At 69.9% G+C, this 19701-nt stretch carries 15 protein-coding genes; all 15 read right to left on the reverse strand.

The window, feature by feature from the left end:
• Positions 1–18: 18 nt before the first annotated feature.
• Positions 19–1851, reverse strand: a complete 1833-nt coding sequence (locus JOD54_RS28490; RefSeq protein WP_204455039.1) for a carbamoyltransferase family protein — start codon at positions 1849–1851, stop codon at positions 19–21.
• A gap of 17 nt (positions 1852–1868) precedes the next feature.
• The gene (locus tag JOD54_RS28495; RefSeq protein ID WP_204455040.1) at positions 1869–3914 is read right to left on the reverse strand and encodes an iron-containing redox enzyme family protein; all 2046 of its coding nucleotides are present in this window, start codon (positions 3912–3914) and stop codon (positions 1869–1871) included.
• Between the two features lie 95 nt (positions 3915–4009).
• Positions 4010–4267, reverse strand: a complete 258-nt coding sequence (locus JOD54_RS28500; protein ID WP_204455041.1) for a hypothetical protein — start codon at positions 4265–4267, stop codon at positions 4010–4012.
• Between the two features lie 78 nt (positions 4268–4345).
• Positions 4346–4945: an LmbU family transcriptional regulator gene (locus JOD54_RS28505; RefSeq protein WP_307860357.1), complete on the reverse strand. Its 600-nt coding sequence runs from the start codon at positions 4943–4945 to the stop codon at positions 4346–4348.
• A gap of 174 nt (positions 4946–5119) precedes the next feature.
• Positions 5120–6265, reverse strand: coding sequence for a GNAT family N-acetyltransferase (locus tag JOD54_RS28510; protein WP_204455043.1), 1146 nt, complete (start codon positions 6263–6265; stop codon positions 5120–5122).
• Positions 6265–7455 carry an MFS transporter gene (locus tag JOD54_RS28515; RefSeq protein WP_204455044.1) on the reverse strand — a complete coding sequence of 397 codons (1191 nt, stop codon included), beginning with the start codon at positions 7453–7455 and terminating at the stop codon, positions 6265–6267. Before JOD54_RS28515 ends, JOD54_RS28510 begins: the two co-directional genes overlap by 1 nt.
• 54 nt (positions 7456–7509) lie before the next feature.
• Positions 7510–8286: an HpcH/HpaI aldolase family protein gene (locus JOD54_RS28520; protein ID WP_204455045.1), complete on the reverse strand. Its 777-nt coding sequence runs from the start codon at positions 8284–8286 to the stop codon at positions 7510–7512.
• A complete protein-coding gene (locus JOD54_RS28525) occupies positions 8270–9073 on the reverse strand; it encodes a fumarylacetoacetate hydrolase family protein (protein WP_204455046.1) in 804 nt (267 codons plus the stop codon). Before JOD54_RS28525 ends, JOD54_RS28520 begins: the two co-directional genes overlap by 17 nt.
• Entirely contained in the window at positions 9070–10197 is a 1128-nt protein-coding gene (locus JOD54_RS28530) for a 3-dehydroquinate synthase family protein (RefSeq protein ID WP_204455047.1), read from the reverse strand. The genes JOD54_RS28525 and JOD54_RS28530 overlap by 4 nt, the downstream gene beginning before the upstream one ends.
• Positions 10194–11807: a Gfo/Idh/MocA family protein gene (locus JOD54_RS28535; protein ID WP_204455048.1), complete on the reverse strand. Its 1614-nt coding sequence runs from the start codon at positions 11805–11807 to the stop codon at positions 10194–10196. The genes JOD54_RS28530 and JOD54_RS28535 overlap by 4 nt, the downstream gene beginning before the upstream one ends.
• Positions 11804–12760 carry a phosphoglycerate dehydrogenase gene (locus tag JOD54_RS28540; RefSeq protein WP_204455049.1) on the reverse strand — a complete coding sequence of 319 codons (957 nt, stop codon included), beginning with the start codon at positions 12758–12760 and terminating at the stop codon, positions 11804–11806. Before JOD54_RS28540 ends, JOD54_RS28535 begins: the two co-directional genes overlap by 4 nt.
• Before the next feature lie 11 nt (positions 12761–12771).
• Positions 12772–13788: a D-2-hydroxyacid dehydrogenase gene (locus JOD54_RS28545; RefSeq protein WP_204455050.1), complete on the reverse strand. Its 1017-nt coding sequence runs from the start codon at positions 13786–13788 to the stop codon at positions 12772–12774.
• Positions 13789–13811: 23 nt separating this feature from the next.
• Positions 13812–15152 carry an aminotransferase family protein gene (locus JOD54_RS28550; protein ID WP_204455051.1) on the reverse strand — a complete coding sequence of 447 codons (1341 nt, stop codon included), beginning with the start codon at positions 15150–15152 and terminating at the stop codon, positions 13812–13814.
• Between the two features lie 204 nt (positions 15153–15356).
• Complete coding sequence (locus tag JOD54_RS28555) at positions 15357–17564, reverse strand: AfsR/SARP family transcriptional regulator (RefSeq protein ID WP_204455052.1); 2208 nt, start codon at positions 17562–17564, stop codon at positions 15357–15359.
• 365 nt (positions 17565–17929) lie between these two features.
• Positions 17930–19627: a serine/threonine-protein kinase gene (locus tag JOD54_RS28560; RefSeq protein WP_204455053.1), complete on the reverse strand. Its 1698-nt coding sequence runs from the start codon at positions 19625–19627 to the stop codon at positions 17930–17932.
• Between the last annotated feature and the right edge of the window lie 74 nt (positions 19628–19701).

Raw genomic sequence — 19701 nt, forward strand, 5'->3', positions numbered from 1 at the left:
AGGCAGCGCACGTTCCAGTCAGTCCAGCGGGATCTCGGCTCGCCAATCCCCGGCTTCCCGCCACGGCGGCTGAGCCGCTTTGTCCAGCAGGTTGTTCCCCAGCACCAAACCGTCGATCTCGGTGCGCATGAAGCACGCGTACGCCTCCTGCGGGGTGTTCACGATGGGTTCACCCCGGACGTTGAACGACGTGTTCACCAGTATCGGGCAGCCGGTGGCTTCCTTGAACGCGGTGAGCAGGCGGTGGAAGTCCGGGTTCGTCGCCGAGGTGACGGTCTGCACGCGCGCGGACATGTCGACGTGCGTCACAGCCGGGATCGTGGATCGCCGCAGCCGCAACAGGTCGAGGCCGCTCGCGCCGTCTGCGTCCACGGCTATCCGCTGCTGCGGCGCCACCTCGGCGACGACGAGCATGTACGGGCTGTCCTGGCGCAGCGCGAAGTAGTCGTCGGCGTCCTCCGCGAGCACAGCGGGCGCGAACGGCCGGAACGACTCGCGGAACTTGATCTTGAGGTTCATCGTGGACTGCGTGTCGGCGGCGCGCGGGTCGCCCAGGATGGACCTGGATCCCAGCGCGCGCGGACCGAACTCCATCCGCCCCTGGAACCACCCGATGATCTGCCCGGCCGCCAGCCGCCGCGCGACCACCCGGGCCAGTTCGTCGTTGGCCAGCCCGCGGTAGGGCAGACCGCTGCCGTCGAGGAACGCGCGGATCTCCGCGTCGGAGTAGGCCGGTCCGAGCAGCGCGCCCCCCATCCCGTCGGTGCCCGCGTCCAGGTGCGGTCGTGGCGCCCCGCGTTCGATGCCGACAGCCAGCGCGGCACCCAGTGCCCCGCCCGCGTCACCGGCCGCGGGTTGAACCCACAACCGGTCCACCACACCGCGGTCGAGCAGCTTGCCGTTGCCGACGCAGTTCAGCGCGACCCCGCCCGCCAGGCACAGCGCCGACTCGCCGGTCAGTTCCAGCGCGGTGCGCGCGAGACGGGCCAGCACCTCCTCGGTCACCACCTGCACCGAAGCGGCCAGGTCGAACTCGCGCTCGGTGAGCGGGCCCTCCGGGGTCCGGCGCGGCCCGCCGATGAGCCGCTCGAACGCCCTGCCGACCATGACCTCGCCGCTGAGGAACTCGAAGTACCGCATGTCCAACCGGAACGAACCGTCCGGCTTCAGGTCGATGAGGTGCTCGCGGATCAGGTCCGCGTACCGGGGATCGCCGTAGGGCGCCAACCCCATGACCTTGTACTCGCCCGAGTCGACTTTGAACCCGCAGAAGTAGGTGAAGGCCGAGTACAGCATCCCCAACGAGTGCGGGAAGCGCAGTTCCGCGACGGGCCGCAACCCGCGGTCGCGGCCGTGCCAGATCGTTGTGGTCGCCCACTCGCCGACGCCGTCGACGCACAGCACGGCGGCCGACTCGAACGGGCTGGGGTAGAACGCCGACGCCGCGTGCGACTCGTGGTGCTCGCGGCACACCACCGGGGGAACCGCGCCCAGGCCTAGGTCGCCGAGTTCTCGTCGAACGGTCTTGTCGGCGCGCCGCTTCCACGACAACCACCGGGGGATCGCGGCGCGGAACGGGCCGAAGCCCGACGGCGCCGCCCCCAGGAACGTCTTGACCACCCGGTCGAACTTGAGCGCGGGGTCCTCGAAGTAGGCCACCGACGCCACGTCGGAGAGGCTCGCACCCGCCTGCTCCAGGCAGTAGCGCACGGCCCCGGCGGGAAACGCCGGATCGTGCCTGCGCCTGCTGAACCTCTCCTCCTGCGCGGCGGCTACCACGCTGCCACCGTCGACCAGCGCGGCCGCGCTGTCGTGGAAGTACGCCGAAACACCCAGGATCAGGTCGGACACAGTCCCCCCTCTACCGTTCACGAACCCATTCCGGTCAACCGCTTGACCCACCGCGGCCGCGCCTTGGCGGGCGGGGTCAGCGAGCGGAACCCGACCACCACCCGCTCCCACACCCGGTCCCCGGTACCCCGGTCCAGCTCGGGCCTGGCGGCCATGAACGAGTCGATCGCGTCGGCCGCCCAGGCGGAGTGACCGGTGGCGACGTTGTCGATGGTGTTGTGGATGTCGACGAACCGGGTGCTGAAGCCGTGGTGGCGCAACGCCAGGTGCGCACGCCGGTACGACCCGCCAACGCCGGACAGCTCCATGGCGAGGTTGAGCCCCAGCACTTCTGGCAGGAACGTCGTGGGGAAGCGCCCGATGCCCAGCCAGAAGACCGGGAGCTCGAACGATTCGTCCCGGAACCCCGCCCAGTCGGCGAACTCGGCCGACGCGGTGGGCGGCAACTCGACCCCCATGCTCGCGAGCAGCTCCCGGTAGATCCGGGGGTGGTTGAGAGCGGGGTCGCCGTTGCCCAACTCGTCCCAGTACGTGTCGAACAGGCGGTACCCGATGTCACTCGAGGCGAGCTCGTAGTCGGTGAAGCCGAGCAGCCAGGAGCCGTCGATCAGCGTGAGCGGGGCGAGCTGAAGCGAAGAATCGACCAGCTCGTCGCGCGTGGGGGCGTCGGCGGGGTCGTCCGCCTCGAACTCCTGGGCGTGCTTGTCGTGTTGGTCGAGCAACCAGGGCCGCAGTCCCGCGGCGGGCCACACCTGCGGAAGCGGCGAGCCGTCGGCTTTGACACCGCGCCGGGCGCGGTCGAGCCACTGCCGGACGTAGTCGAGGGCGTAATCGCGCAGTGGGGCGGTCAGGGCCCGGCGCTGCAAGCCGTGGTACGCCTGCCGGAGGCCGATGTGGGTCCTGCCCACCCGCACAGGGCGGTCGCTGCCCTCCGGTAGGTGGATGGCCGACGGCGGTTGTTCCGCACCCAGCTCCAAATCCGGCTCAGGGCCGCCGAGCGAGTCGATCCACCGGCGGATCACCGCGACGTCCTCGGCCGAGAAGACCCTGAACATCGGGCCGCGCGGACCGATCATCCCGGTGACCAGCGGACTGCGGGTCGCGTCACCCGGTCGCACCAGGCGGCTGCGGGCCAGTACCCGCATCAACGGCCCGGGGTCGTGCCTGGCCAAGCTCAGCCACTCGGCCAGAGAACGGCCCTCCATCTCGAAGCCCCGGTGGTAGACAGCGCCTTCCCTGGCCCTGGCCCTGAGCAACTCGGCCATCGCGTGCGCGGGCTCGCGGACCGCTTCGAGCCGCTGGTGCAACCCGGCACTCCACCGCCGCACCGCGTCCCACGCCCAGCCGAAGCCGAGCAGCACCCGATCGACGGGCAGGGCGGCGGCGACAGCCCGACTGCGGTCGACCGAGGTCCCGGGGTCGAGCAGCGCCCAGTCGACGGCGTCCGGCAGCGCATCGCGCACGGGCACCAGCGCGGGCAACGTGCCGATCTCCCGCAAGCACAGGTCGGCACCGACCAGTTCCGGCGCGAAGTCCTCCGGACGGCGGGCCATCGCCATCAGCACGGCGGGCACCGAGAACGCCGCACCGGACAACTCCTGGCGCAGCGGCAGCCTGGCCGCCGGACCCGCGTATTCGGACAACCGGAGCCTGCGCAACAGGACCCGGTACTCGCTGCCGCGCGAAGACCGCGGGTGTCCGACACCGATGTCGTCGGCGTAGAGGGCGAGCAGGTCCAAAGCCACCGGGTCGTCGGCGTTGCCCGGACTCGTCAGGCCGTGCAGCCACGCCCCGGACAGCAGGGCGAGCGGCGCGCACGACGCCGCCGCCCGGCGCAGTACCAGGTCCCGGGTTTCCGCCGTGGCGGCCGGGGCGAGCAGCGCGCGGAACCCGCGGGTCTCGTGGGTCGCCCATTCGGCCACCGCGGCCCGCGCGGCGGTCAAGGAGTCAGGGGTGCGGCCTCGCGCGCAGCGCAGCGCGGCGCGCAGGTCATCGACGACCCGGCCGTCGGGTAGCCAGCACTCCGGGTCGACCACTCGCGTGTAGAGGTTTCGGTCCAGCATGTCGACACCACTTCAGAACATCGGGTAGATGGTGTTGTCCCGCTTGCGCTTCCGCCGGAACAGCGTCATCCAGATCCTCCGCAGAAACCGTGGCTTCATGGTCGCTCCCGCTGTAGCCGTCTGTTGTCCTCGGCCGCGATGACCGCGAACCGCGCGGACGTCGACGCCGCCCGCGCCTGGAAATACGCTTCCCGGATCCAGCTCAGATGTGACACATCTCCGGAACGGAGTCTGCCCAGTGCCATATCGAGGCAGCGCGCCGTTTCGACATTGGCCCGCAGCGCGTCCTCGATCAAGAACTCGAGGGTGGACGCACCTGGCTGGGATTCATCGTACTCGGTGTTCGAGGCCATCCCGGCCCCTTTCGATATCGTGTCCCGCCGGCGGGACGCACACCCGCGACCCGGGAAAGGCACTGACACCACTGTAGGTCAGTCGACCACTTCGGCCAAGGCTTCACCGGCCGCGCTGTTGAGCGCGGCGATCACCCAGCTCTCGAATTCCGTTCCGGAACGTTCGGCGGCCGCGCGCCACCGGGTGACGTGGTTGACCGGTACCCGCATCCTGGGCAGCACGAGCGCCTCGACCGGCCGCGCCCCCTCGGGATCGCCGCCGTCTCGGATGTGCCTGCGGAGCTGGTTGCGCGACCACCCCCTCGACTCGGCGAGCTCGAGCCACCTGTCCTGCTCGGCCTCCGCCATCGCGGCCACTTCCGCGTGGTGCTGGAAGCTCAACGCGGGCCGCCTGCGCGCCCACTCGAACTTCCGCGCCACCCAGGCGTAGTTGCGCAGCGTCTGGTAGTCCAACCCGGCGAGCTCGATGGCTCGTTGGTACCGGTCGGAGTACTCGACCTGGCCGAACGCCAGCCAGTCGCCCAGGCACCAGGTCGACGAATCCGTGATCCGGGCCAACTGCGCCCCCGCGCGTTCCCAGTCGCCGTATTCCAGGGTCGCCGGGAAACGCAGTCCGACGCGCGTCGCGAAGATCTGTCCGTTCTGGCCGAGTCGATTCCACCTGTCCGATTCCCGCACAGCAGATTCATCGCTGCGAACATCAACCATAACGCGTCTCCAGGTCGTCCAGGGCTTGGCGGATCGCTACGAAGGTAACGCGGGAAGCACCAACAAAGGACTGCCAAACTCCAATACTGCCGACTTGACATACGAAAGAAGGGTGGTCAAGCCGACGACCGAGTGTCACCGGTGTCACATCCAGGAATTCGCAGGTGCGGACCGCCCCAGCAGAGCGCACACCTGCTCGGTCACAGCGCGCGCCATGGCGTTGCGCGGCTTGATGTAGGTGGAGAGGCGGATCATGCGGCAACCGCGCGTGGCTTTCGCGTGCTCGGCCTCGACCGAGTAGTCGATCGCACCGCAGGCGCGGTCCATCGCATACTGGATGGTCTGATAGTAAACGAGCTCAAAATACAGCGGTAGTTCCGCCCGGAATGTGTAGTCGAACCCCACCGATCTGGGGTGGATGATGTGGTCTTTCCGGATGAGTTGGACGAAACCGATGGTCTTGCCCACCTTGTCGTGCGCCAGCAGGTAGTCGACCGCCCCTGGGAACCTCTTCGCGACCTCGACGTGCATCGCCGACATGGCCCCGACGTCCGGCTCGTGGCCGTACTTGCCCAGCAGTTGGGCCTCCAGCGACAGCAGGGTGTCGAGGTCGGCCCGCTCGGCGGGGACGACCGAGAAGCCCACCCCGGCGTCGGCCACCTTGCGCTTCTCCTTCCGGACGGCCGCGCGCCGGTTCTTGGTCAACTCGGCGAGGTAGGCGTCGAACCCGCCGGTCGGCACCGGCAAGACCGCCTGGGTGTCACCGGGGAACGACAGGTACCCGCGGTGCTGGAGAACGTCGTGCAGGTCGACGTCGTCGGCGCCGACGAACAGGAAGGCGACCGCCGACATCCCCTCTTCGGCGGCCAAGTCCTCCGCGGTCCGCACAGCGAGGTCCGCGGCGTCGCAGCGATCAGCACCGGTCAGCCGATCGGAGAGCAGCAGCCTGCTCTCGGCCCCGCGCCGCTGCCCGCAGACCAGACTTGGCAGCAGCGCGCCGAGGTCGAGGTCCGCCGCGAGCCCGCGGTTGCCCGCGATCCGCTCGATGTGGGCGTCAGGGCGCAGGAACGGGAACGGCGTCGAATCCGCGGCCAGCGGGTAGCAGGCGAGGCCCGCTCGAGCCGCACCGCCAGGGGAGTCGCGGACGACGGCGTAGCGCGGTGGCGCGTCCGCTGTCTCGGCGTTGAGGGCCAGCCACGGCAGGCAGTGCAGCAAATCTCCTGGGCTGACCAGGTCCGCCCAGCCCGCGGCGCGGACCTCGGCCAGGTCGGTCAGCAGTTCACCGTGCATCAGACGAACTCCCTGTCCCTCAACGCGCGGATGGTCAGTGCCACCAGTGAAGCGACGCCGAGCACGGCGGCGGCCGCGGTGAAAGCGCCCACCGCGCCCGCGGGTGAGACGAGTCGGCCTGCCAGCGCGCTGCCCAGTGCGTATCCCACCCACATCAGGCTGTTCAGCCAGGAGAAGGTCTCGGCGCGCCAGTGGTCCGGGGCCCGGTCGGAAATCATGACCTGCTGAAGTCCGGTGCGCATGCCGTCCACCAAGCCGATGACCGCGACGAGTCCGGCGACCAGGTACACACTCGACACTTGACCGGTGATCAGGTACAGCACGCCGCCGGTGAGGCACAGGGCGAACAGCAGCCGCTGATCGTTGATCCGCCATTGGCGCGAGCCGAAGAGGAACGCCCCGGCCAACGCGCCGACCGACATCAGCCCGAGCACGTACCCGGAAGCGTCCGGGTACGCGAACGCGGCGCAGGCGGCCACCACCGACAAGCGGAGAGCGCCGAAGGCGGCTGAGGTGAGGACCGTGACGGCGAGTACGGCCGCGGTGGGACCGTGCGACAGCGGACCGGCCACGGCGGCCCACCCCTTCGGCGGTGGCAGAGCGGCATCCGGTCGCCGGAACATGTGCCCGCGCGCGGGATCGGGGCTGCGCAGCAGGATGAGACAACCGAGTACTTGAGCCGTGCCCGCGACCCCGATCGCCAGGGTCGCGGACACCACTTCCAGCGAGAGCGCCACCAGCGGCGGACCCGCCACGTACATCAACTCGTTGGTCATGTTGTCGGCCGCGTACGCGGTGCGCAGGTCGCCTTCGGCGACCAAGCGCGGCCAGGCGGACCGGAGCACCGCCGAAACAGGCGGGGTGGTCAACCCCATGGCAGCGGCACCCGCGATCACCGCGGATGGCGGCACCGGGGTCGAGAGCAGGACGAGCAGGGCCGCATAGGCGCAGGTCTGCGCCAAGAGGAAACCGGTGAGCACCCGACCCGAGTGCCCGCGGTCGACGAGTCTGCCCGCCACCGCCGCGCACAGCGCTTGTGCGATTCCGTGGGTCGCGATCACCCCGCCCGCGGTCGCGTAGGACCCGTACTTGTCCGCGGCCGCCAGCAGCAGTGCCAGGCTGAGGACGGGGGTCGCGAGGCGGGTGAACACCAGTCCGAGGAGAATCCGCAGGGTACTCGGGTTTCGCATCAAGCGCATGTACGAGGCGAACATGATCCATTCACTCTAGTGGGGGAATCCCCGTCAGGCATCCGCGTCTAACTCGGTGCGGAACGCGCGGAAATGCGCCGTCAACGCGGCGGTGTCGGCGAGGTAGGCGATGAAGGTGAACCCGCTCTCCCGCAACAGGCGGGCATAGGCGGCGTCGCGCGCGAACGAGCCCGCGCTGCGGCCCGCCGCGCGGATCTCCCGCGCCGCTGTGCGCAAGGCCTCCCGCACAGCGGGGTGATCCAGGTCGCCTGGGTGCCCGACCGCCTGGGAGAGGTCGTAGATGCCCACGTAGACGATGTCCACACCGGCGACCCGACTGATCTCCGCCAGGTTGGCCACGCCGGTCGGCCCCTCGACCAGAACCCCGACCACCATGCGGTCGTTGGCGGTGGCGAGGCTGCTCGCCAGGTCTTCGTGGCTGAAGCCGTGGTTGCGGGTGTACGGGGCCAGCCCTCGGGTCCCCGCTGGGTGGTAGCGGGCGGCGGCGGCCACCGCACGGGCCTGTTCCGCCGATTCGATCTGCGGCACGAGCAGGCCCGCTGCGCCGGTTTCCAGGCAGCGCAGGATGTTCGCGGGATCGGCGGTCGACGAGCGCACCAAGGCGGTGACCCCTGCGGACTCGGCGGCCCGCACCATGTGCTCGACCGTCTCCGGTGACGCGACACCGTGCTCCATGTCGATGATCACGTAGTCCAAGCCGGAAGCCGCGGTGGCCTCCACCGCGCTCGCTGAGGGCAGCAGGCACCACGTGCCGTAGGCCGCTTCCCCAGCGTTCAGGGTCTCCTTGAGCCTGTTATCTGGCAGGGGCATCGCCGGTCTCCTCCGGGGTGTGGGCGGGTGAGCCGTGGAAGGGGTTCACCAGGTCCAGTTCAAATCCTTCGACGCGGGCCCGGTAGACGTCGCCAGGACCCATCACGGGCAGGGACCCGACCAGGGGTGGGTGACCGGTGAGGATGACATCGAACGGCTCAAGGGTGAACCAGTGGGAGAGCCTGCTGATCAGGACGTAGGGGTCCCAGAAGAAGTCGCTCGTCAAGCCGGTTGTCACGAGGCGGTCATTGAGGTGGCCACTGATTCTGCGGCCCTCGATCCGGTAGTCGGTATCGATGTAGGGACCGAGGGGGCAGAAGGTGTCCGCGCTCTTGGACCGCGCCAAGTGGTGGTCGCGGCCGTCAACGTTGTCCGCCGTCACGTCGTTGCCGATGGTCCAGCCGAACACGGCTTCGGTGGCCTGCTCGGGGGTGATCCCGCTGATCCGCCGTCCGATGACCGCGGCGAGCTCCGCCTCACCCCACACGACCGTCTCCGACTGGTACGGGGACACGATCGGGTCGCCCGGCCCGATCACACTCGTGGCGGCTTTGAGGAACACCATCGGCTCGCTGATCCCGGCGTACCGGTCGGTGGAACCGAGGTAGTTGGTCGCCGCGCCGACGACCTTGCCGGGCGGGCACGGGGCGATGAGGGGGAACTCGGCCGTGGTGCCCAGGCGCTCTCCGACCGTACCGCCCAGTGGCCGGTCGAGTTCGAACACCGAACCGTCCCGGTAGGCGACCCAACGGGGGCCGGTACCCGTTCTGATCCTGCCGACCTTCATCCGGTCGTTCCCCCCTCGGCCCCGGCATCCCCCAGGTCGGTGAAGTGGACGTAGGGCAGGCCCGCCGCGACTTCCCTGGCCTCCGCCGGGGTCACGTCCGTGAGCTTCTCCATCCGGCCGAAACCGTGCGCGACCACCACGGTCAGGTCCTTGCCGACCCGCTTCTTGTCCCTGGCGAGGTGGTGCAGCAAGGCCGCCCAGCGCAGCCGTGGCACCCGCTCGTCGGTGACGAGAGCGCGCGTCACGACCGCGACCTTCGCGACGAAATCCGAGGTGGCTCGACCGCGACCAGCCGAGAGCCGGTTGGCGAAGTCGACACCGATCGCCACGGCCAAACCGTGCGGTACCTCGAAGTTCGTCGCCGCTTCCAGCGCGTGTCCGAACTCGTGCCCGTAGTTGAGCAGCTGCCGCCGACCGCGGTCGAACTCGTCGTCCTCGATGTACGTGATCTTCGTGGCCAGACCCGCCTCGATCTGCCTGGCACAGGCGTCGGGGTCGGCCGCGAGCACAGCCTCGAGATCCGCGGCGTGGGCGGTGAACGCTTCTGGTCCGCTCATCACCGACACCTTGAGCAGTTCACCGCAGCCGCTGGCTCGTTCGACCCGCGTGAGGGTCGCCAGGACCTCGGGATCGACGAGCACCCGCCCCGGCCTGGCGAACACGCCGAGGATGTTCTTGCTGGTGAAGTGGTTCAGCGAGGTCTTGGCGCCGATGCAGCTGTCGCCCTGGGCGAGCAGGGTGGTCGGCAGGTACCACCAGTTGACCCCGCGGAGGAAGGTGTGGCAGGCGAAGCCCGCCGCGTCCTGGACGATGCCACCGCCGACCACGACGACCGTGGTGCTCCGGCGCACCCGGCGGTCGATGAACGCCTGGTAGAGCGCTTGCACCCCGTCGAGCGTCTTGGCGGTCTCGTGCGCGGTGAAAGGGATCACCCGACTCTCGTCGAGGAACCAGGGACTCCCGGGGTAGAGCCGCAGGACCCGACTGTCGGCCACGACGACGTGGTCGGGGCCGAGCTCGTCGAGGTACGACCGACTGGCCGCGGCCGAGGTGAGGACGCCCGCGTGCACGGTGACCGGGTAGTCGCCCAACGCCGACGACACGGTCAGGGTCGAAGGCGTCATAGGGTGACCACCGACTTCGCGCCCTCGTGCTGTGCGGCCAACTCGCGGAGGCGTTCCATCAACGCGTGGCCCAGCGCGAGGTGGATGTCCTCGGCTGGTCCGTAGTCGCCGATGCTGCCGGGGGTGTGCACGGTGAGCTGGGCGACCTTCGCCGCCTTGCCGCCGTCGAAGCCCGTCACCGCGACGGTGTGCGCGCCGTGTTCGTCGGCGTGCTTGAGCAGGTGCAGGATGTTGGGTGAATTGCCGCTGGCGGAGATCACGATGACGACATCGCCCGGGTTGAGCGTTTCCTGGGCCTCCTCGGTGAAGGCACCCTCGTAGCCGCGGTCGTTGGCGGCGGCCGTGGTGAAGGCGACGTTCTGGCCGAGGGCGAACACCCTGAGGCCTCGAGCGCGCGGGAACGCGTGGCGCAGGTCGGTGGCCCAGTGCGCGGCGGTGGCGGCGCTGCCGCCGTTACCCGCGACGTAGATGTCTCGACCTTCCCGGTGCGCGGCCAGGCACAGCCTGCTCAGCTCTTCCAACTTGTCCCACGACGCGGTCGTGACCAGCCGTCCGAGCCGGGCGCGGTAGCTGGTGATGGCGTCGGCGTGCCAGGCGCGACCGACCGCGGCGTCACCGCTCGCGAGAGCCGCGTCGTACACCCGTCCGACGAGCCGCATCACCGCGAGCGCGTCATCGGTGTCACACAGGTCCTGCTCGGCGCCGCCGCGCAAGACCGCGGCGAACGCGGCCAGTTCGCGCTCCCAGGAGTCGTCCCGGTCGTACTCGTACCGGGAGACCTCGGCGCCCGTGCTCCCGTTCCGACGCACGGTCAGGGTCTCCGCGGAGCCGTCGGCGGCGCGGTAGGACCGCGATCCGGTCACCAACCCGTCCAGGACCAACGAGCCTTCGCTGAAGGCGAGTTCGAGGCGGAACGTGTGCTGCCACTGGGTCGCCGAGGAGTGCAGCGACGCGACCACCCCGTCATCGGTGCGCAGCAGGGCGAAGACGTTGTCGTCAGCACCCGCCGACCAGTGCGGGGCACCCACCATGGCTTGGACCTCGGAGAAGTCGCCGCAGAACCGGGAGATCAGGTCCAGCAGGTGGATGCCCTGGTCGAGGAGGATGCCGCCACCGGAGATCGCGGGGTCGGCGCGCCAGCCGGAGAGCTCCGACTTGCCGTACACCCCCCGTGCGAAGATCAGTCTTCCCAGCTCACCGCCGTGGGCGAGAGCCAGCGCGGCGCGCACAGACCCGTGCTGGCGGTGGTTGAAGCCGAAGGCGAGTCGGCCTGGCGCGCCGCGCGCGGCGCGGGCCAGCGCCTCGGTCTCCAGGGTGGACCGCCCTGCGGGCTTCTCGCAGAAGACGTGCTTTCCCGCGGCCAGCGCATCTTCGACCACCACCCGGGTGACCTCGTTGGAGGTGCACACGAGCACGACATCGAGGGCGGGACCGCCCGCGAGCAACTGGCGGTGATCGGTGAACGCGGGTACGTCGGGTGGGTCCACAACGTCGCGGACGTCGCAGACGGCGACGAGTTCGTAGAGATCGGGCAGGGCACGCAGGGCGTCGGCTCGGCGGCGACCCGCCGAGCCCATCCCGACGATGGCAACGCGCAGTGGTGTGTTCATCGGTATCCGAGTCCGTCGATCAAGTGGTTCACGGCCTGGAGTTCCATGGCCGTCCGGGTTTCCGCGGTGAACGAGCCGATGTGCGGGGTGAGCACGATGTTGTCCACATCGGACAACGGGCCGCGGTAGGGTTCCTCGGCGAAGACGTCCAGGGCCGCACCACCGAGGTGGCCCGTGCGGCAGGCGCGCAGCAGCGCCGCCTCATCGACGAGGGAGCCGCGCGCGGTGTTGACGAGCAACGCGCCTCGCGGCATGAGAGCCAGTTCTCGTGCCCCCAACAACGGGCGGACCCCCGGGGCGGCGTGCAGCGACACGATGTCCGCGCGGGCCAGCAGGTCGTCGAGGGCGACCAGGGGCACGTCGTGCCCCCGAGCCCACACGGCGCTGCCCGCGTCGAGATCGGACGCCAGGAGGTCGCACCCGAAGGGGGCGAGCAAGCGGGCGACCGCCTGTCCGATGCGCCCCAGCCCCACGATGCCGACGGTCCGCTCGGCCAGCAGTCCGCCCCGAAGGCGTGGCCAGTCCCCGTTGTGGACGGCGGGGTTCACCAGGTGGATGCCGCGCAGGAGGGTGAGCAGCAGTCCGACTGTCAGTTCGGCCACGGCCTTGACGGGGGCATCCGGCGTGCGCAGCACCTGGATGCCGCGCGCCCGCGCGGCATCCAGGTCCACGTTGTCGGTGCCCGAACCGCACCGGGAGATGCAGCGCAGGCGCGGCAGTCTGGCCAGGACGTCAGCAGTCAACGGCTCGTTCCCGGCCAGGATCCCGTCGCAGTCGCGCGCCAAGTCGACCACCTCGGCGGCGGTAAGGGGACGACCGTGCGGGTTGACCCGCACCTCGATGCCGCGCTCGCCGAACGCGCCTGTGCCGTCGGGACCGAGGGAGAGGAAGCTGGACGGGGCGATGAGAACGCGGGCGGTCCTGCCGTTCGAGTGGTGGAGCGGTTCGCTCATGGCGGCTCCCATCAGTATCCTGCGGACTTGTCGACCCTGTTGAGCAGGGGTTCGCCGGTGAGATAGCGGGTGAAGTTCGCCACCAGCAAAGCCAGTTGCCTAGCCCAGTACCGCGGCGTGGTCGCCGAGACGTGCGGGGTCAGCAGCACGTTGGGTGCCGTCCACAGCGGGGAGTTCGGGTCGAGCGGCTCCTTGGCGACGACATCGAGTGCGGCACCGCGAAGTCGCGGGAGCGCTTCGAGCAACGCCACCTCGTCCAGGACCGCCCCGCGCGAGAGGTTCACCAGGACGGTCCCCGGCTGGAGCAGGGCGAGCTCGCGCCCGCCGATGAAACCCGTCGTGCGCGGGGTGTCCGGCAGGCAGATCACCACCGCCGTGCACGTGCTGAGCAATTCCCGCAGCCCATCCGGCCCGGTGACGACCCGCACGTGCGGGTGTGGGTCTTGCCCTTGATGCCTGCGCAGCGCGGTGACCCGCATGCCCAGGGCAGTGGCGCGGTTGGCCACCTGCTGTCCCAGCGCGCCGAACCCGACGACACCGAGGTGCGTGCCCTCCACCTCACCAATGCCGCGCAATTCGTCGAAAGGCGTGGGGTCCCAGCGAACCGCGGCCTGTCCCGCGACCGCGTAGTCCAGACCACGGGCGAAGTGGAACAACATCGCCATCGCCGTCTCCGCCATCGCCTGGGACTGCACCGTTCGTGAGTTGGTGAGGACCACCTGTGAGGTGATCATCTCCGGGAAGAGGCTGGCGCGGACACCAACCCCGGCCGAGTGGACCCAGCGCAACCTGGAGCCCGGCTCCGCCGTCGCCGCGAGGAAGGTCTCGCGGGCGATGCCGTACCCGATGTAGACCTCGGCACCGCGCACGGCGTCTACGGTCGCCGCACTGGCCCGGCCCCCGTCCCCCACGCCATTGGTGTCACCCCTGACGCACCGGACCGACCAGGGGGCGGGCAGCAGGTCCTCCAACGCCCGGACGGTGGCTTCCGGAACCCGCCACGCCGGACGGCGGTCCCACAGGTCCAAGACCGCAGTTCTGCCTACCGCGCTCACCCGAGTGCCGCGGACGTCACGGTGTCGATCGCCTTGCCGAGCGCGCCCACCATCTCCGTGAGCTCGTCGTCGGTGGCGGTCAGCGGCGGCATCAGGGGCGCGGTGTTGGACCCGACAGGTCGGATCACCAGCCCTTGCTCGCGGGCCTCGCGCACGACGCGGCGGACGATGTCGGCCTCGGGCGGGAAGGGTCGCCGCGTGGCCCGGTCCTCGACAAGCTCGAAGCCGATCATCAGCCCGGCCTGCCGGACGTCGCCGACCGTGGCGAGCTCGCCGACGGGTCCGGCGAGCCGCGACAGCTGTGCCGTGGTGGCGCTCACCCGCTCGCCGAACCCGGGAGCGAGGTACTGCCGCATCGCGGCCACACCGGCGGCGCAGGCCAGCGGCGAGCCGCCGAAGGTGAAGCCATGCGGCAGCGAGCTGCCGCCGAAGAACTCCCCGAGCGCGTCGAAGACGTCGTCACCGACCACCACGCCACCCAGCGGCAGGTAGCCGCCGCTGGAGGCCTTCCCGAAGGTGAGCAGGTCAGGAACCACCCCCTCGTGCTCGATGGCGAACAGCTTGCCGGTGCGCCAGAATCCGGTCGCCACCTCGTCGACGATGAGCGGTACACCCCGGGCGTCGCAGATCTCGCGGACGAGCCGCAGGTAGCCCTCGGGCGGGGTGATGATCCCCCCTGCGCCCTGCACCGGTTCGACGAGAACGGCCGCCACGCGGGCGGCGGGCGAGGACGCGAGGACGCGGGTGATCACCCTGTCGATGTCCTCGGCACACGCTTTCGCGACCCGTGCCGCGTCCGGTGCCTCCGGGTGGCGGTAGAGGTAGGGGGACGCGGCGGCGTGGAAGTTGGACAGCAGCGGTTCGAACAACGCGCGGTTGTCCGCCATGCCCATCGCGCTCAGCGCACCGAGCGAGACCCCGTGGTAGGCCTTCTCCAAGTGGACGATGTGCGGCACCGTCTCGCGGCCGTGGCGCGCGCGGGAGAGCGCCATGGCCAGCTTGAGCGCGGTTTCCACCGCTTCCGATCCGCCGCTGACCAGGTGGACCCGGTTGAGGCTCGCGGGCAACGCCGAGGTCAACAGCTGCGCGTAGTCCACGGCGGGTTCGTGGGCGAGCCCGAAGAGGGTGGTGTAGTCGACGTGGTCGAGCTGGTCGCGGATGGCGTTCTTGATGTCCTGGTTGTCGTGGCCGAGGTTGATGTTCCACAGCGAGGCCACGCCGTCGAGGTAGGACTTTCCGTCCGCATCGGTCAGGCGGGCGCCCATCGCCTTGACGATCAGCGGCGGCGGGGCCGCAGCCATGGCGGTGAACGGGTGTATCAGGGGATAAGTGGTCACGCCGCTACTCCGCATCGTCGAGGATGTCCTGTCGCGCCAGTCGCCACCGTGGTCGGGCTCCACCGCGAGGTGGACCGGGAGTGCACTCCCGTGTTGTGGCAACGCGATGAGGTTGGCAGGCGCCGCTACCCGGACACACCTTGTCCGCTACTCCCCGTCAGACCGCACCGCGTGGGGTCCACCAACCACGGCACGTTCCCGAGTTCACCCAGCGCGGGCGCGGACTCCGGCCGCAGCGGGGTCCCCGCGCTCGCGGAACACGGCGGCGAGGGCGTGCGCGCACGCCGCTTGGCGCGCGGTCTCCCCCACCGCCGCCGCCGCGGCGCCTTCGAGAACCTCCACCGCGCCGGAGCCGAAGTTGTGGATCTTGAACACCGGGTGCAGCACACAGGCGAACTGCCAGGCGTGTGCGTTCGAGCCGCGATCGATGGCTGCCCGCGCCGCGGCCAGCAGGTTCCGGTACTCCAGCCGCAGCCGGTCCATCCGCGACTCCTCGGATGGGGCGGCGGGCAATTCCGCGGGCGGGCGGACGAGCGGCGCTCCCTCGAAGATCGGATTCCGCAGGTCAGCCGACCAGGTGTGTGCGGCCCACAGGTAGTAGTCGAGCAAGCGGGCCTCCGCCTCGCGGATCGCCTCCGCGGGCTCCAGGCGGTCCAGTTGGTGACGCGCGCAGTCGCGGACGAGGTCGTGCAGGTAGAACCGACCAGCGGTGTCCTGTTTCACCAGGTTGTCGTCGAGCAGGCGTTCCATGTGCGCGTCAACGGCGGGCGCGGCCAGCCCGGCGAGCGCGGCCACCGCGTGCAGGTCGAAGTCGGTCCCGGGGTGCAGGCCGAGTAGGCGGAACAGCCTGGACTGTTCCGCGGTCAAGTAGCGGCAGGACATCTCCAGCACGGCCAGCACGCTTCGGTCGTCGACCGCGAGCAGCCTGGCTCGTCGAGTGTGGTCGCTGAGCCGTTCGACCAGGTCGGCGATCCGCCACCCCGCTCGATCCCGCAACCGGGCAGCGGCGATGCGGATGGCGAGCGGTAGTCGACCGCACAAGTCCACCACCTCAGCCAACGCCGCCTCCTGCCCGGCCACCCGGCCGGGCCCGACGACGGCGGTGAACAGCGCGATCGCGTCGACCGCGGGGAGCACGTCCAGTGGCACTGGACTAGCACCCTCCAGCGCGGTCAGCTTGCGCCTGCTGGTCACCAACACCAGTGGCCCCGCGGTACCCGGCAGCAGCGGCCGGACGTGCGCGGCGTCCACGGCGTTGTCCAGCACGAGCAGCACCCGTTTGCCCGCGAGTCTCGACCGCCAGAGCGCGCTGCGCCGCTCCAACGACGCCGGGACCATTTCCGGTGGAACCCCGCTGTCGCGCAACAAGGTGTCCAACACCTGTTCGGGGGTAGCGGGGTCCATGCCCCTGGTGAAGCCGTGCAGGTCGATGAAGTACTGACCGTCCGGGTAGTCGTCGATCAGCCCGTGGGCCAAGTGGATCGCCAGGGCCGTCTTCCCGACGCCGCCCATGCCCGCGATCACCGAGATGGCCACCGCGGTGGTGCGCCCGGATTTCGCCTGATCAAGCAGATCGCGCATTTCCACCGAGCGCCCGGCAAAGTCACTGGCGTCGCGGGGGAGGTAAGAGCGGGCCCGTTGCGCGGCGTCCACCTCGACCGAGAGCACCGGGGCCGGAATATCCGACGAAGCGTCATCGGCGAGAATCGCCGCATGTGTCTCGCGCAATAGGGGGCCCGGGTCCAATCCGAGTTCGTCGGCCAACGAGCGTCGTGCGTCTTCGTAGACCGCCAACGCCTCAATCTGTCGCCCGGAACGGTGCAACGCGAGCATTAGTGCCGAACGCAGCGCTTCGCGCAGCGGGTACTCACCAACCCATTGTCGCAGTTCACCGACGATTGTGGCCGACTCGCCCAACCGCAGCCTCCAACCGGCGAGTTCTTCTACGGCGACGAGCCGCTGCTCATGCAGTTGAGCCGCGACATTGCCGATCACATCACCGCCCAACCCCGGGAGCACATCGCCGCGCCACAGCACCACAGCACCGCCGAGCAAATCAATGGCGGCGGCCAATCGACCCACCTTGGCGGCTTCCCTGGCTTCGGCCAACGCGGTCTGGAACCGGAACGCGTCCACGTCCGACTCATCGATCTCTATGCGGTAGCCCACGTCGTTCCACGTGATCGCCGTCGGCCCCAGTGCGCGGCGGAGGGCCCCCACGGCATTGTGCAGTTGCTGCCGAGCCGAACGCGGCGGCCTGTCCCACAACAGGTCGACCAACCTGTCGACGGGAACCACCTGCCTGGGACTGAGCAGTAGTATCGCGAGTAAGCGTTGCTGCCGGATCCCACCCACGTGGACAGGAACTCCGTCGCGGTCCACTTCCAATGAACCGAGTATGCGAAAGAACATGCTGTACCCCCCAGGGTCACGATACCGACGACAGTTCTCGATCGAGCCGTTGAGAGCACGGCCGGACCACTGCCGGTATTAGCCACTGGATCGTAGCAATGGGCGACCGAGCCCACCGAACGGGTAACGGCATTCGCCGAGGTAGGCGTATCGCACCTACAGCCAAGTTGCCGATTCGCACCAACAAACGGACATGCATCTAGCAGAGATGAACACCGAGGTCAAGACCCGATCGTGTAGTGATCAACTCGACAGCGCGCGGTAAACTTAATGCGAACCACACGCGAGGGAGTCATCGGCACTACGAAACGCCAGAAAGCGGAGCCGTAGCACGTTCGTTTGCGCCATTGACACCGAAAAGGTGGTCAGCGCGGGTAGAGCTTGAGGACCTTGCCTTCGAGGTTGGCCAGGAGGTAGGCGCCGCTGTATTCGTCGGCTAGGTAGAGCTTGAAGGCGGGCACGTGGTCGATGAGGCCGGTGTCGATGATGATGTAGCGCATGGTGGGTTTGGGCACGCCGAGGTCTTTGGCGGCTCGGTCCCAGAGGGCGGGCAGGGCGTCCCAGTTGACCTTGTTCAGGTCCACCACCGCGCGGTCGGCGTCCACTGTGTCCGCTCCCCTGCGGCTGGCTTTGCCGTTGCGGTACTCGAAGTCGTCGAAGCCGTTCTTCACGGCTGTGGTGGGGGCGGTGGCCATGGCGTACGTGGCATAGATGGTCATGTCGGAGACCTTGGTGCCGCCCATGACTTCGCTCATCGCGGTGACCACCGAGCGCGCGCCCGCCGGGGTGAGCAGGTCCTCGACCGCTGGTGCCGTCGTGGTCTTGGGGGGCGCTGCGGTGGCCTTGGTCGTGGCCTTGATCGGCGGGGTGGCGGTCTGCTGGCCACTGGTCGCGGGGACGTCGGTGCCCGGGCTGTCGGCGGCGGTGTTGCCGGGGTCTTCGCTGGAGGTCAGGTAGCTGGTGAGCAGGACGGCGAGGGTGACGACCAGCGCGACCGCGACCAGGGACACCGCGATGGCCCCCGTGCGCTTGCGCGTCGGCGGCACCTGGTTCGGCCTGGACGAGGGGTCGCCCTGCCAGTACGGGGGGTACTGCTGCTTCCACGGCCCGGTGGACACGGCGGGGCCGGTCGGGCTGGGGAGCGCGGCGAAGGCGGGACCGGCGGGGGTCGGCGGGGCGGCGAACGCCGGGCCCGCGGGCGTGGGTGGGCCGAAGGGCAGTTGGCCGCCGTGTTCGGCGGCGGCGAGCATCCGGTCGAGGACCTCGGGCGTCGGGCGGTTGCCGGGGTCCGACACGAGGACCGCGCTCAGCGCGGCGCCGAGCGGACCCGCGCGCCGCGGCGGGGGCACCGGCTCGGTCATGACCGCGGCGAGGGTGGCCATCGTGGTGGCGCGGCGCAGCGGGTGGTAGCCCTCGACGGCGACGTAGAGCAGCATCGCCAGCGACCACAGGTCCGAGGCGGTCTTGGTCTCGTCGCCGAGCAGCCGCTCCGGGGCGATGTACTCGGGGGAGCCGATCACCTCGCCGGTCGCGGTGAGCTGGCCGGAGTCGTGCAGGGCGGCGATGCCGAAGTCGGTGAGCACGGCGCTGCCGTCCTGGCGCAGCAGCACGTTGCCCGGTTTGACGTCGCGGTGCAGGATGCCCGCGCCGTGGGCGGCGCGCAGCGCCCGCAGCACGTCGCGGCCGATCCGGGCCGCCTCGGCCGGGGCGAGGGTGCCCTGCCGCAGCCTCGAGTCCAGCGACACGCCCTGGACCAGCTCCATGACGATCCACGGGTACGGCGTGTTGTCCTCGATGATCTGGTAGATCGACACGACGTTCGGGTGCTGCAGCCGCGCCAGCGCGCGGGACTCGCGCAGCACCCGCTCCCGCTGCTGGGCCGCCAGCGCCGGGTTGTGCTCGAAGAGCGCGGCGTCGGCCGGGCGCACCTCCTTGATGGCGACCTCGCGCTGCAGGCCCACGTCGCGGGCCCGCCACACCGTCCCCATGCCGCCGCTACCCAGCGGCTCCAGCAGTTCGAACCGGCCGCCCACCACACGCCCGGTTTGCTCTCCCTCAGACACCGCGCAACGCTAGCAACCGCGCCCGCACCCGCAGCAGGCCGACCTGCGGTCATTCGCACTGGCGAACGAGCTGA

The sequence above is a fragment of the Actinokineospora baliensis genome, assembly GCF_016907695.1.
Taxonomy (GTDB): Bacteria; Actinomycetota; Actinomycetes; order Mycobacteriales; family Pseudonocardiaceae; genus Actinokineospora; species Actinokineospora baliensis.